The organism is Brevundimonas sp. GN22, assembly GCF_054824005.1.
The window spans coordinates 1-12,859 of the sequence record NZ_JSYD01000002.1; the positions used below are offsets into that span (position 1 = coordinate 1).

The window sequence follows — 12,859 nt, forward strand, 5'->3', positions numbered from 1 at the left end:
CTGAGAAGATTGGCGTGGGGCAGACAGACGGAGCTGCCGAGCAGCCGGGCCTTTTGGTGCCTCACATTACGATGGCGAAACGTGAACCGGTAGGCCCACGGACGAACGCCGCCACCAACTCTCGTTCAGCCAAAACATTATGACCGATATGCGGCAAAACCGTCTTTCGGACCCGATCCAGCACGGCTGATATCCAGTTTTTGCGAGCCTGTGTCGCTGTCACCAAAGCTTCACCAATCGGCGCTTTTTGTGTCTAGCGCCCGACAGATGCGAGGCCTAGACGGCGCCAGATCATTCCAAGGGGATATTGAATGAAGCGCCTGTCTCTCCTCGCCGTGACCGCCAGCACACTGGCTATCGCTGTCGCAGCACCTGCATTTGCCCAATCGACGACCCCGGCCGCCGATGAGCCCGCCTCGGTGGGTGACATCGTTGTCACCGCCCAGCGTCGTAGCGAAAGCATTCGTGACGTGCCGTTCGCCGTCACCGCGATGAACATCGAGACGCTGGCCGCTGTGAACGCGGGCGGTGCCGACATTCTGGCGCTGGCTGGCCGCGTACCCAGCCTGCAGGTCGAAAGCTCGAACGGCCGCTACGCACCGCGCTTCTATATCCGCGGCTACGGCAACGTCGACTTCGACTTCACCGCCTCGCAGCCGGTTTCGGTCGTCATGGACGATGTGGTTCTGGAAAGTGTCTACCTGAAGGGCTTCCCGCTGTTCGACGTCCAGCAAATGGAAGTCCTGCGCGGTCCGCAAGGCACCCTGTTCGGCCGCAACACCCCCGCTGGCGTCGTCAAGGTCGACACCGTCAAGCCGGGCGCAGAGTTCGAAGGCTTCGGCAAGATCGCTGCCGGTAACTATGGTTCGGTTCGCGCTGAAACCGGCGTCACCGTTCCGGTCAACGACACCGTGTCGGTGCGCATCGCCGGTCTGTGGAACCACCGCGACGACTGGGTGAACAACGCCTATGACGCCGCCTTCGCCAACCCGAACGGCGAAGAACTGGGCAATTTCGAGGACCGCGCTATCCGTGGTCACCTGGCCTGGACCCCGAACGACCGCTTGTCGGTTCTGGGTACCCTGCAGTTCCGCGACTACGCCGGCACCGGCACGCTGAACCGCGCCAATGCCCTGACCAAGGGCTCGAACAAGCTGAACGACAACTACGACCGCGACACCGTCTATTACGATGGCGGCCGTAACAACTTCCAGAAGCAGAACACCCAGTCGCAGTCGCTGCAGGTCGCTTATGACTTCGGTGACATGACCCTGACCGGCGTCATCGGTTCGTTCCAGGGCGAGTCGATGGGTAACGGCGACATCGACGGCGGCGTGTCCTTCACCGCTCCGGCCGGTGCTGGCTATGCCACCCCGTTCCGCGTCGAAAGCGGCACCGATCACTCGGATCTGGTCCAGAACACCTTCGAACTGCGTCTGGCCTCGAACGGCAACAACCGCCTGAACTGGCAGGTCGGTGCCTTCGCATTCAACGACCGCTTCAATCTGGTGTCGAACACCTATGGCGGCACCGGTGCTCTGGCCCCGACCAAGCAAACCGACATCGTCCAGAAGTCGGAATCGTGGTCGGTCTTTGGTCAGGCCAACTACCAGCTGACCGAAGCCCTGAAGATCACCGGCGGCCTGCGCTACACCGAGGACGAGCGCACCTATAACGGTTCGATCACCATCGGTGCTCCGGGCACCGGTCAGGTCGCTGTTTCGGACGAGCAAGTCTCGTGGGACATCAGCGCCCTGTACGAAGTGAACCCGAACTGGAACCTGTTCGCCCGCGTCGCCCACGGCTACCGTGGTCCGTCGATCCAAGGCCGTAACCTGCCGGTTCTGACCACCGCCGACTCCGAGACCGCCATGTCCTACGAGGCTGGCTTCAAGGCTCGCCTGTGGGATGGCCGCGCCCGTCTGAACGCCACCGCCTACTTCTATGAAGTGGACGACATGCAGTTCACCGCCATCGGCGGCATCGACAACTCGAACCGCCTGCTGAACGCCCAGAAGGGTGAAGGCAAGGGTATCGAGATCGACGGCGACGTCTATCTGGGCGCTGGTTTCACCTTCGCCGGTGGCTTTGCCTGGAACGCGACCGAGATCAAAGACAATGATCTGCTGGTGGCCATCTGCGGCAACCACCTGTGCACCATCACCGATCCTATCCAGAACGTGAACGGCACAGACCGCGCCAACATCAACGGCAACCCGTTCCCGAACGCTCCGGAATACTCGGCCAACTTCACCCTGTCGTACGTCCGCCCGCTGGGCAACGATCAGGAGCTGTTCGCCGCGACCGACTGGGTCATGCAAAAGAACACCAACCTGTTCCTGTATGAATCCAAGGAGTTCATGTTCGGCACCCAGTTCGAAGGCGGCCTTCGCGCCGGCTGGCGTGACCTGTCCCGCGACCTCGAAGTGGCTGGCTACGTCCGCAACATCACCGATGAAGACAACATCATCGGCGCGATCGACTTCAACAACCTGACGGTCTTCGTCAACGAGCCGCGCATGTACGGCATCGAGGTTTCGAAGCGCTTCTAAGCGACAAGACGTCAGTGATCTGACAAGGGCGGTCGGGGCGAAAGCTCCGGCCGCCCTCTTGCTATATGGCGGTCCTTGATGGCCAATACCCCGTCCTTGTGGGAGGGGTCGGATGCGTCTTTCGATATTGCTGGGCTCGCTGGCCCTGATGTTTGCGCTGGCTGTGCTGACACTGCAGACGCCGTCACCGCGCCCGATAGATGCTCCGCCTCATCTGTTCTCTGCTCAACGGGCCATGGTGGATATCCGCCAGATATCCAGGGCTCCCCATCCGCTGGGTTCGCCCGAAAATGTTCGGGTGAAGAACTATCTTGCCCAACGGCTGACCGACCTCGGCTTTAGTGTGACCGAGCAGAAAGGCGACATCTCCCTCAAAGGGGGCCAGCGCCTCAAACGCGAAGGCGGATCGCCCGAAACTACGGGACAAGCGACCAATCTGGTCGCCGTCCGCACCGGCAGCCAGTCCGACCTGCCGGCGCTGATGCTCATGGCCCACTATGACACCGGCGCGTTGTCACCGGGTGCAGGCGACGACTCCACGGGGGTTGCTGTCACTCTGGAAACGGCGAGAGCCCTCGCGGCCCGCAACATCGACGGGCGCACCCTGATCATCCTGCTGACGGACGGTGAAGAGATCGGCCTTGAGGGCGCGCGCATCTTCTTCAACGAACACCCCCTGGCCAAGGCACCGGGCTTCATCATCAATCTGGAGGCGCGTGGCGGTGGCGGTCGGGTCAATATGTTCGAGACCGGCAAGGGCGACGGCCCCACCATCAAGGCCTTCGCCCCTGTCGCCATGAAGGCCGACGGCGGTGTCACGACGGCCTCGATCGGCTCCTACCTTTATGAGCGGATGCCCAACGGTACGGACTTCACCATCCCCCGCGACAAGGGCATGCAAGGCGTCAATCTGGCGTTCCTTGGCCGGGCCCACCACTATCACACCGCAGATTCCACGCCCGAGCAGCTGGATGTTGGCTCGGTCCAGCACATGGGATCACAGACGCTGGAACTGGCAACGCGCCTGATCCCGGCTGCGGAACTGCCCAAGGCGGGTCCGAACCTTGTCTATTCCGACATCTTCGGGCGCTTGTTGATCAGCCATTCGCCGTTCGCGGGCTGGATCCTGCTAGGGCTGTCCCTCATGGGACTGGCCTATTCCGTCTGGCGCGCGCGGACTGTGACAGGTCTCGGAGCCAAACAGCTTTGGCAGGGCATGCTGGACGGGGTCTGGTTCCTCAGCGCGTCCCTGGTGCTTTCACAGGGCGTAAGGATGCTGGCGGGTCCGCTGCAAATGCGCGTCGACGGCGTGTCCTTTTACTACACCTTGTTGCGTCGTCTGCCGTGGATGGAGGCGGCCACCGCGCTGGTGGTTCTGGGTCTGGCCTTCTTGCTGATGTCAGGCGGACGCGCTTCGCATCGTCGCGTACTGGGTTACGGCCTGGCGCTGGTCACACTGACGGTCGCGGTACTGGGCAAGGGAGGCCCTGTCTACGTAGGCGCAGGCGCAGTTGCTGCCGTCCTGTCGCTGTGGCCCGGTGCAGCGGCAAGAAACATTTGGGGCGGCTGGACAGGCACAGTGGCGCTGGCATTTGTACTGGGCTGCGCCCTGCAAGGCTTTGCGCCCCAAGTGGCATTGATCGTCACATGGCCTCTTTTGCTAGCGGTCATCGCTATGGCGATCTCGGCCACCCTGTCGCCATCGCTCAGTGAACTGCGAGGGCTGGTTGCGCCCGCTATCGCCGCCATTATCGGCGGTGCATGGCTGGTCGGTTACGGGCATTTCGTGTTTCTGGCGCTGGGTATTTCCGTGCCGGGAGCACTTGGCTTTATCGGTCTGCTTATCCTGCTATTCCTTCGCCCGCTGGTGCCCGCGCGGGGCGACCACTGGCTGACAGGGATGGCTGCCGTCTTCCTGATCGCTGCCCTGGTGTTCAGTGGTGCATCGCGTCTGGCGGAGCCACACACGCCACCGCCGAGCGATAAGGGGGCGTCACGCGCCAACGCTTAAGCTTGTCGTAGTAAGGTTCTGCCAAACGGACAGGATGAAACTGATCCACGCCCTTCAGGACAACAGCGACCCCAACTCTCTGGTGTCGCGTTTTCGCCGCGCCCGTAGCCGTCGGGTTGTCACTCTCATCGAAAAGATTGCAGCCGAACAGGGCGAGGTCAGGATCGTCGATCTGGGAGGAGAGGCCGGGTACTGGCAACTGTTCGATGTCGAGCTTCTGCGTCGATGCAAGGTCCATATCACGCTGGTGAACCCCGGCGGGGTGGACGATGCCTGGGACGAGCGGTTGTTCTCGGTCGTCGACGACGACGCAACCCGATTGCCGCAATACCCCGACAACAGCTTTGATCTCGTCCACTCCAACTCTGTGGTCGAACATGTCGGCGATTGGGTGCGCATGGAGGCGTTTGCCACCGAATGCCGTCGTCTTGCCCCGCGCTATTACGTCCAGACGCCCTATTTCTGGTTTCCGGTCGAGCCGCATTTCTCCAGCCTTTTTTTCCACTGGCGGAGCGAGCAGTCACGCGCCCGCGCCCTGATGCGCCGCGCCCACGGCTTCTCGCAAAAGGCACCCGATGTGGGGGCCGCGATGCGGGACGTCCAGCACGCGCGGCTGCTGGATAAAAACCAGTTCCGTTTTCTATACCCTGACGCCGTACACCACGACGAGAAGGTCGGTCCCCTGATCAAATCGCTCATCGCTATCCGCACCTAGAAGCGCTGGCGCAAAGACGCAGACGCGATTATCGCTAGACGCATGTCGCATCCTGTTCTCGTCACCGGCTCGGCCGGATTTATCGGCTTTCACACCACGCTTCGCCTGTTGGAGCGGGGCGAGACGGTCGTTGGTATCGACAATCTGAACAGCTATTACGATCCGGCTCTGAAACAGGCTCGGCTGGACCAGTTACTGGTCCATCCCAGCTATCGCCACCATACGCTTGATCTGGCCGACGCCAGCGGGGTGGCGGCCGTATTCGCCGAGCATCATCCAAAACGGATCGTCCACCTCGGTGCTCAAGCAGGCGTCCGCTACAGCCTCGAGGCACCCGGGACCTATGTGTCCTCCAATGTCACCGGCTTTCTGTCGATTATCGAGGGCGCGCGAGCCGCAGGATGCGAGCACCTCGTCTATGCCTCGACCAGTTCGGCCTATGGGGCCAATGGCAAACTGCCGTTCGCGCCGTCGGACGGAGCCAACCACCCCCTGACCCTCTATGCCGCGACCAAGATCGCCAACGAGGCTATGGCGCATTCCTACGCCCATCTGTTCGGTATCCCCCTGACGGGCCTGCGGTTTTTCACCGTGTACGGTCCGTGGGGCCGACCGGACATGGCGCTATTCAAATTTACCCGCGCCATCCTCAAGGACGAGCCGATCGACGTGTACGGCGAGGGCCGTATGAGCCGCGACTTCACCTATGTGGATGACATCGTGACGGGCATTGTCGCGGCACTGGACCAGCCCGCGACGGTCAATCCGGCATGGGATGCCACCGCTCCCGATCCGTCGACCAGCGGCGTTGCCCCGTGGCGCATTCTGAACCTCGGCGCAGGTCAGCCGGTCCCGCTTATGCGATACATCGAGGTGCTGGAAGAAAAGCTGGGCCGCAAAGCCAAGCTGAACCTGATGCCGATGCAGGAGGGGGACGTGGTCAACACCGAAGCAGACGTTTCGGCCACTCTGGCGGCTATCGGCTATGCGCCCTCAACGCCAGTCGAAGAGGGCGTGGGCCGGTTCGTTGACTGGTATTGCAACTTCTACCGCGAAAACTGACCGGCCCAAGAGGCTCAGCCCCCGTCGGTCCACACCGTCTTGTACAGGTCAAAGCGGCGGTCGCGCAGGTTCTTGACCGTGCCTTGCGCCCGCGCCCACGCCAGATCGGACAGATCGAGGTCGGCCACCGTCACCGTCTCGACGTTCTCGGTCGCCTCGGCGGCAATACCGTCCCGCGCAAACGGGAAATCGCAGGGCGTCAGGATGCAGGACTGGGCGTACTGGATGTCCATATTCTCGACATTGGGCAGGTTGCCGACATTGCCCGCCAGCACGACGTAGCACTGGTTCTCGATGGCCCGTGCCTGACCACAGTAGCGCACCCGCAGATAGCCCTGACGGTTGTCCGTGCAGAAGGGCACAAACAGGATGCGCGCCCCCTCGTCCACCATGCGGCGTGCGATCTCGGGGAACTCGGAATCGTAGCAAATCATCACTCCGATAGGGCCGCAGTCCGTCGGGATGGCATGGACCCGGTCGCCGCCTTTGATATTCCACCAGTGACGTTCGTTCGGCGTGGGATGCAGCTTTTCCTGTTCGTGCACCGAACCATCGCGCAGGAACACATAGGCCACGTTCTGGATGTCGCCGTCATCGGTACGGGTCGGGTGCGAGCCGCCGATAATGTTCACATTATAGCTGACAGCCAGCTTGCGCATGGCCTCCACAAAGCGCGGCGTATACCGGGTCAGATGCTCGATGGATTCCACCGGCGTCAGCTTCTTGGGCTCTAGCGACAAGAGCTGAAGCGTGATGAGCTCGGGGAAGACTACGAAGTCGGCCCGATAGTCGGCCACCACATCGACGAAATATTCGATATTGGCCATGAACTCGTCAAAGCTTTCGACCTTGCGCATCTGCAACTGGACGGTGGCGACGCGAACAGCTTCCTTGGTGGTGAAGGCCGCGCCCTTACCCGTATCTTCGATGAAGTAGGGGTTGCGCCACACCATGTGTGAGGCGTGGCCCATCGACTGCTTATCGGTGGACAGATAGCCGCGCAGCACACCGATCGGCTCAAAGCCGGACCGGATATGGAAGGCCACGACAGGATCATTCATCTTACGCGCCGTAACAGCGTCCAGATAGTCCTTCGGATCCGGATAGGCCGACTTGCGCCGCGACAGCCCGGGCAGGCGTCCACCGAAGACAATCCCCTTCAGGTTCTGGACCTCGCACAACTCGCGTCGGGCATCGTACAGGCGCTGGCCGATCCGCAGTCGGCGACGGGTGGGATCGACACAGACCTCCATACCATACAGCCAGTCTCCGTTCGGATCGTGCCGCGAGGCATAGCCCCCGCCAGTGATATCTTCCCAGGTATGGGCGCGCATGGCCGAAGCTTCGTCGATGCGGAAGCTGGCCGCATAGCCGACGATCTCGCCCTCGTATTCCACCACCAGCTGGCCATCCGGATAGATGGCGATCTGACCGCGTAGCATGCCGGCGGTGTAGGGAATGTCGTCTTTGTAGACGCGCCCGACCAGCGCGCTGATGGCCGCAACATCGGCCATTCTCGCGTTTCGGAGCGTCAGGAGGGCGGGTTTGGAAGGATCGACGGGCGGCAGATTTTCAGTGCTCATACGGCACTAAACGCCTGTCCGTGGCAAAGGTGGCGAGACACCCTGCGTCATTATCGGACGCATGAAACGAGCGCTGTTCCACATTTCAAATGAGAACATCTTGTGAACCAGAACAAACCGTGTACTAATCACGTCATCGAGGGAGCGGGTCCTGGCGGGTCTCTCCCAACGTCCTACGGGAAAAATGCCATGAATCATGGCATGGGAGAGATCAAACCAATGACACAGGCGGCATTGAAATTAGTGGCTAAGGCAGACTCCGATAAACAACGCGCCCTTGAGGCAGCGATCGCACAGATCGACCGCGCATTCGGCAAGGGCTCGGTCATGAAACTGGGCAAGGCAGGTCAGGTGACCGAGATCGACAGCGTGTCGACCGGTTCTCTGGGCCTCGATATGGCTCTGGGCATCGGCGGTCTGCCGGTGGGCCGCGTGATCGAAGTTTTCGGTCCCGAATCCTCGGGTAAAACCACTCTGGCTCTGCACACGGTCGCAGAAATCCAGAAAAAGGGCGGTGTGGCTGCCTTCGTGGACGCCGAACACGCGCTTGATCCGGTCTATGCCCAGAAGCTGGGTGTGAACCTGGACGACCTGCTCGTCTCGCAGCCGGACACCGGTGAACAGGCTCTGGAAATCGTCGACACCCTCGTCCGCTCGGGTGCCGTGGACATCGTGGTGATCGACTCTGTCGCCGCCCTGACCCCGCGCGCCGAAATCGAGGGCGAGATGGGCGACAGCCTGCCGGGCCTGCAAGCCCGTCTGATGTCGCAAGCCCTGCGCAAGCTGACGGCGTCGATCAACAAGTCGAAATGCATCGTGCTGTTCATCAACCAGATCCGTCACAAGATCGGCGTGATGTACGGCTCGCCCGAAACCACCACGGGCGGTAACGCTCTGAAGTTCTACGCTTCGGTGCGCCTCGACATCCGCCGCACCGGCGCGATCAAGAACCGCGACGAAGTGGTCGGCAACACCACTCGCGTGAAGGTCGTGAAGAACAAGGTGGCCCCGCCGTTCCGTGAGGTTATCTTCGACATCATGTACGGCGAAGGCATCTCCAAGATCGGCGAGATCATCGATCTGGGCGTGAAGGCAGGCATCGTCGAGAAGTCGGGCTCCTGGTTCTCCTATGACTCGACCCGCATCGGTCAGGGCCGCGAGAACGCCAAGGAGTTCCTGAAGAACAATCCGGATATGGCACTGGCCATCGAAAAGGCTGTTCGCGCCTCCACCAACAAGATTGCCGACGAGCTTCTGGGCACTCCGGAACCGGACGAAGGTCAGGACCTCGAAGGCTAAAGCATCTCCGCCCTCCCCCGGCGACCCGCCTACCGACCCCGTCGGGGGCGGGGTGGAGAAGGCCCACCCGTTCATCGGGTGGGCCTCTTTTTTTGCCCGTCTAAAGGGCTCGGCCCTTTCCCTGACCGATTGAAAGCGGCAGGGTCAAAACTCCTTCCCGATGATGAGAGCCTGCGATGACTGCCTTCGCCACTGCCGACCTGTGTGATGCCCACCCCGACAAGGTGAAGGTCTGCACCACGGCCTTCCGTAGCTTTGGCAAGATTACCGCCTTCTGTGGCCCGATCCGGACCCTCAGCGTTCTTGATGATAATGCGCTGGTGCGCTCTACCCTCGAAGGTCCCGGACGCGGCGCGGTGCTCGTGGTCAACGGTGGCAGCTCGCTCAAGCGCGCACTCGTGGGTGATAATCTGGCCAAACTGGCCATCGACAATGGCTGGGCGGGCATCATCGTCAACGCTGCCATCCGCGACAGCACCGTCATCGACACCATGGACGTGGGCGTAAAAGCCATCGGCACCTGCCCCCTCCGCTCGGACCGTGACGGCATCGGCGAGCAGGACATCCCGACCAGTTTCGGCGGCGTCATATTCCGTCCTGATGACTGGATTTATGCGGACGCGGACGGCGTCATTGTCTCCGCAGACCGACTGGTCTGAGCGCCGTTCCGAATTCGCCATGAGTCTTGAGGGTTCGGGGGTGATGCACTCGCCTCAAAAACCCTATATGACGCCCTGACATTATTTTTGCGGTGCGGCCCTCCGGCTGCGCTGCCCACCCGACACACCGAACAGTCCGACAGATCATGACCAGCCTGAAGCAGATACGTTCTACCTTCCTCGATTACTTCGGCAACGACGGCCACGAGAAGGTGCACTCCGCACCGCTGGTGCCGCAGAACGACCCGACCCTGCTTTTCGTCAACGCCGGCATGGTCCCGTTCAAGGACTACTTCACCGGTGCTGCCGTGCCGCCGTATCCGCGCGCCACTTCGTCGCAAAAGTGCGTCCGCGCCGGCGGCAAGCACAACGATCTGGACAACGTTGGCTACACCGCGCGTCACCACACCTTCTTTGAAATGCTGGGCAACTTCTCGTTCGGCGACTACTTCAAAGACCACGCCATCGAGAGCGCGTGGGGTCTGCTGACCAAGGAGTTCGGTCTGGACCCGCAAAAGCTGCTGGTCACGGTTTATCACACCGACGACGAAGCCTTTAACATCTGGAAGAAGGTGACGGGCTTCTCGGACGACAAGATCATCCGTATCCCGACCGCCGACAACTTCTGGGCCATGGGCGACAACGGTCCGTGCGGTCCGTGCACCGAAATCTTCTACGACCACGGCGAGCACATCTGGGGCGGCCCTCCGGGTTCGCCGGAAGAGGACGGCGACCGCTTCGTCGAGATCTGGAACAACGTCTTCATGCAGTTCGAGAAGGAGAACGACGAGATCGTTCGCGAACTGCCCAAGAAGTCGGTCGACACCGGCATGGGTCTGGAGCGTATCGCGGCTGTGCTGCAGGGCGTGCACTCCAACTATGAAGTCGATCTGTTCCGCCACCTGATCGCCGCTTCGGAAGACGCGACCAACACCAAGGCCGAAGGTGCGCTGCAAGCCAGCCACCGCGTAATCGCCGACCACCTGCGCTCGTCGTCGTTCCTGATCGCCGACGGTGTGACGCCGTCGAACGAAGGCCGTGGCTACGTCCTGCGCCGCATCATGCGCCGCGCCATGCGCCACGCCCACCTGCTGGGTGCGCAAGATCCGCTGATGCACCGTCTGGTTCCGGCACTGGTCACCGAGATGGGCGAAGCCTATCCGGAACTGGGCCGCGCACAGGCCTTCATCGAAGACACGATGAAGCAGGAAGAAATCCGTTTCCGCACCACCCTTGGTCGCGGCATGGGCCTGCTGGACGAAGCCACCAAGGACCTGTCCGAGGGCGGCATCATCTCGGGTCACACGGCCTTCACCCTGTATGACACCTACGGCTTCCCGCTCGACCTGACGCAGGACGAAGCACGCCGCCGTGGCCTGTCGGTCGACAATGACGGCTTCGAGGCCGAAATGGCCGAGCAGCGCCAACGCGGCAAGGCCAACTGGAAGGGCTCGGGCCAAACCGCCAATGCTGGCGAATGGCTGGCCATCCGTGACCAACTGGGTGCCACCACCTTCACCGGCTATGACAACACCGACGGCGAAGGTGCCGTGGTTGCCATCGTGGCCGAAGGCGCTCGCGTTGAAGCCGCTTCGGCTGGCGACATCGTCGAAGTCCTGTTCGACCAGACCCCCTTCTACGGCGAAGGCGGCGGCCAGAACGGCGACAAGGGCTCGGTAAAATGGGCTGGTGGCGAAGGCCGCGTTCTGGACGTGCAAAAGCACGCAGGCGGCGACCTGTACGCCCACCAGATCGAAGTCACCTCGGGCGAGTTGAAGATCGGCACCAAGGTCGAGTTGTACGTCAATGCCGATGAGCGCCTGACCACCCGTTCGAACCACTCGGGCGCACACCTGCTGCACACCGCGCTGAAGAACGTTCTGGGTGCCCACATCGCCCAGAAGGGCCAGATGGTCGACCACGAGCGTCTGCGCTTCGACTTCAGCCACAATGCGCCGGTGACCGACGAGGAAATCGCCCGCATCGAAGACGAGGTGAATGCGGTCATCCGCCAGAACGTGCCCGCCACGACCCAGTTGATGTCGCCTGAAGAGGCTATCGACGCCGGTGCTATCGCCCTGTTCGGCGAGAAGTACGGTGACGAAGTGCGCGTGCTGGCGCTCGGCAACTCGCTGACCGAAGCCGGCAAGGCCTATTCGGTCGAACTGTGCGGCGGGACCCACGTCGCCCGCACCGGCGACATTGCCCTGTTCAAGATCATCTCCGAAGGCGGCGTGGCCGCTGGCGTGCGTCGTATCGAGGCCCTGACCGGCGAAGCCGCCCGTCAGTACCTGCTGGAACAGGCCAACATCACCCGCTCGCTGGCGCAGAACTTCAAGGTTCAGCCGACCGACGTGGCACCGCGTGTTGAAAACCTACAGGCCTCGGTCAAGTCGCTCGAGAAGCAGGTTGCCGAACTGAAAAAGCAACTCGCCCTCGGCGGCGGCGGTGCCTCGGCCGCTCCGGAAGAGATCAACGGTGTGAAGGTGATCGCCCGCGTCCTTGACGGCGTGGACGGCAAGGGCCTGCGCGGCGTTGCCGAGGACTTCAAGAAGCAACTGGGCTCGGGCATCGTGGCTCTGGTCGGCGTGACCGATGGCAAGGCTGCCATCACCGTCACCCTGACACCGGACCTCGTCGGCAAGTACAACGCCGCCGACTTCGCCCGTGACGCCGTGATCGCCATGGGCGGCAAGGGCGCAGGCGGCAAGCCGGACTTCGCCCAAGGCGGCGCACCCGACGCCTCCAAAGCCGAAGAAGGCCTCGCAACCATCAAGGCCAAGATCTAAGCATCGGCTCCAAGCCTACAGAAAAGCCCGCCTCACCCGAGGCGGGCTTTTTTGTTTGGGCGACTTCGTCGCGCGCTATCGCTCGGCCCTCGGGGCCTCGCTGCATGAGCGCAGAGTTCACCTACTTCTTTTTGCCCTCAAGGAGCGAGCCACCGCGTGGCGAGCGTTAGGGCAAAAAGAAGCCCCGCC

8 protein-coding genes are annotated in these 12,859 nt (G+C 62.0%); 7 read left to right on the forward strand and 1 reads right to left on the reverse strand.

All coding sequences use genetic code 11. The features are described from left to right. The first annotated feature begins 311 nt into the window (after nucleotides 1–311). From OB03_RS00070 to OB03_RS00085, 4 genes are all read left to right on the forward strand, one after another. Nucleotides 312–2,552: a TonB-dependent receptor gene (locus OB03_RS00070; RefSeq protein WP_461342808.1), complete on the forward strand. Its 2,241-nt coding sequence runs from the start codon at nucleotides 312–314 to the stop codon at nucleotides 2,550–2,552. 112 nt (nucleotides 2,553–2,664) lie between these two features. Then, nucleotides 2,665–4,563 (forward strand): M28 family peptidase, encoded by a 1,899-nt coding sequence (locus OB03_RS00075; RefSeq protein WP_461342809.1) that lies wholly within the window; start codon nucleotides 2,665–2,667, stop codon nucleotides 4,561–4,563. Between the two features lie 34 nt (nucleotides 4,564–4,597). Next, the gene (locus tag OB03_RS00080) at nucleotides 4,598–5,278 is read left to right on the forward strand and encodes a class I SAM-dependent methyltransferase (RefSeq protein ID WP_461342810.1); all 681 of its coding nucleotides are present in this window, start codon (nucleotides 4,598–4,600) and stop codon (nucleotides 5,276–5,278) included. Between the two features lie 42 nt (nucleotides 5,279–5,320). Then, the gene (locus OB03_RS00085) at nucleotides 5,321–6,340 is read left to right on the forward strand and encodes an NAD-dependent epimerase (protein WP_242913048.1); all 1,020 of its coding nucleotides are present in this window, start codon (nucleotides 5,321–5,323) and stop codon (nucleotides 6,338–6,340) included. A gap of 14 nt (nucleotides 6,341–6,354) precedes the next feature. Here OB03_RS00085 and OB03_RS00090 read toward each other — a convergent pair whose 3' ends face one another. Beyond that, nucleotides 6,355–7,923: a GNAT family N-acetyltransferase gene (locus OB03_RS00090; RefSeq protein WP_461342811.1), complete on the reverse strand. Its 1,569-nt coding sequence runs from the start codon at nucleotides 7,921–7,923 to the stop codon at nucleotides 6,355–6,357. 219 nt (nucleotides 7,924–8,142) lie between these two features. Here OB03_RS00090 and recA point away from each other — a divergent pair, with 219 nt between their 5' ends. The 3 genes from recA to alaS all read left to right on the forward strand — a co-directional run bounded on the left by recA (nucleotide 8,143) and on the right by alaS (nucleotide 12,670). Beyond that, the gene (gene recA, locus OB03_RS00095; RefSeq protein WP_242913100.1) at nucleotides 8,143–9,222 is read left to right on the forward strand and encodes a recombinase RecA; all 1,080 of its coding nucleotides are present in this window, start codon (nucleotides 8,143–8,145) and stop codon (nucleotides 9,220–9,222) included. Nucleotides 9,223–9,398: 176 nt separating this feature from the next. Then, a complete protein-coding gene (gene rraA / locus OB03_RS00100; RefSeq protein ID WP_242913046.1) occupies nucleotides 9,399–9,881 on the forward strand; it encodes a ribonuclease E activity regulator RraA in 483 nt (160 codons plus the stop codon). 146 nt (nucleotides 9,882–10,027) lie between these two features. Further along, nucleotides 10,028–12,670: an alanine--tRNA ligase gene (gene alaS / locus OB03_RS00105; protein ID WP_242913045.1), complete on the forward strand. Its 2,643-nt coding sequence runs from the start codon at nucleotides 10,028–10,030 to the stop codon at nucleotides 12,668–12,670. The last annotated feature ends 189 nt before the right edge of the window (nucleotides 12,671–12,859 follow it).

Bases quoted from the DNA above. Each gene is read 5' to 3' on its own strand.
- OB03_RS00070 (WP_461342808.1), top strand. From the start codon at position 312: ATGAAGCGCCTGTCTCTCCTCGCCGTGACCGCCAGCACACTGGCTATC.
- OB03_RS00075 (WP_461342809.1), top strand. From the start codon at position 2,665: ATGCGTCTTTCGATATTGCTGGGCTCGCTGGCCCTGATGTTTGCGCTG.
- OB03_RS00080 (WP_461342810.1), top strand. From the start codon at position 4,598: ATGAAACTGATCCACGCCCTTCAGGACAACAGCGACCCCAACTCTCTG.
- OB03_RS00085 (WP_242913048.1), top strand. From the start codon at position 5,321: ATGTCGCATCCTGTTCTCGTCACCGGCTCGGCCGGATTTATCGGCTTT.
- OB03_RS00090 (WP_461342811.1), bottom strand. From the start codon at position 7,923: ATGAGCACTGAAAATCTGCCGCCCGTCGATCCTTCCAAACCCGCCCTC.
- recA (WP_242913100.1), top strand. From the start codon at position 8,143: ATGACACAGGCGGCATTGAAATTAGTGGCTAAGGCAGACTCCGATAAA.
- rraA (WP_242913046.1), top strand. From the start codon at position 9,399: ATGACTGCCTTCGCCACTGCCGACCTGTGTGATGCCCACCCCGACAAG.
- alaS (WP_242913045.1), top strand. From the start codon at position 10,028: ATGACCAGCCTGAAGCAGATACGTTCTACCTTCCTCGATTACTTCGGC.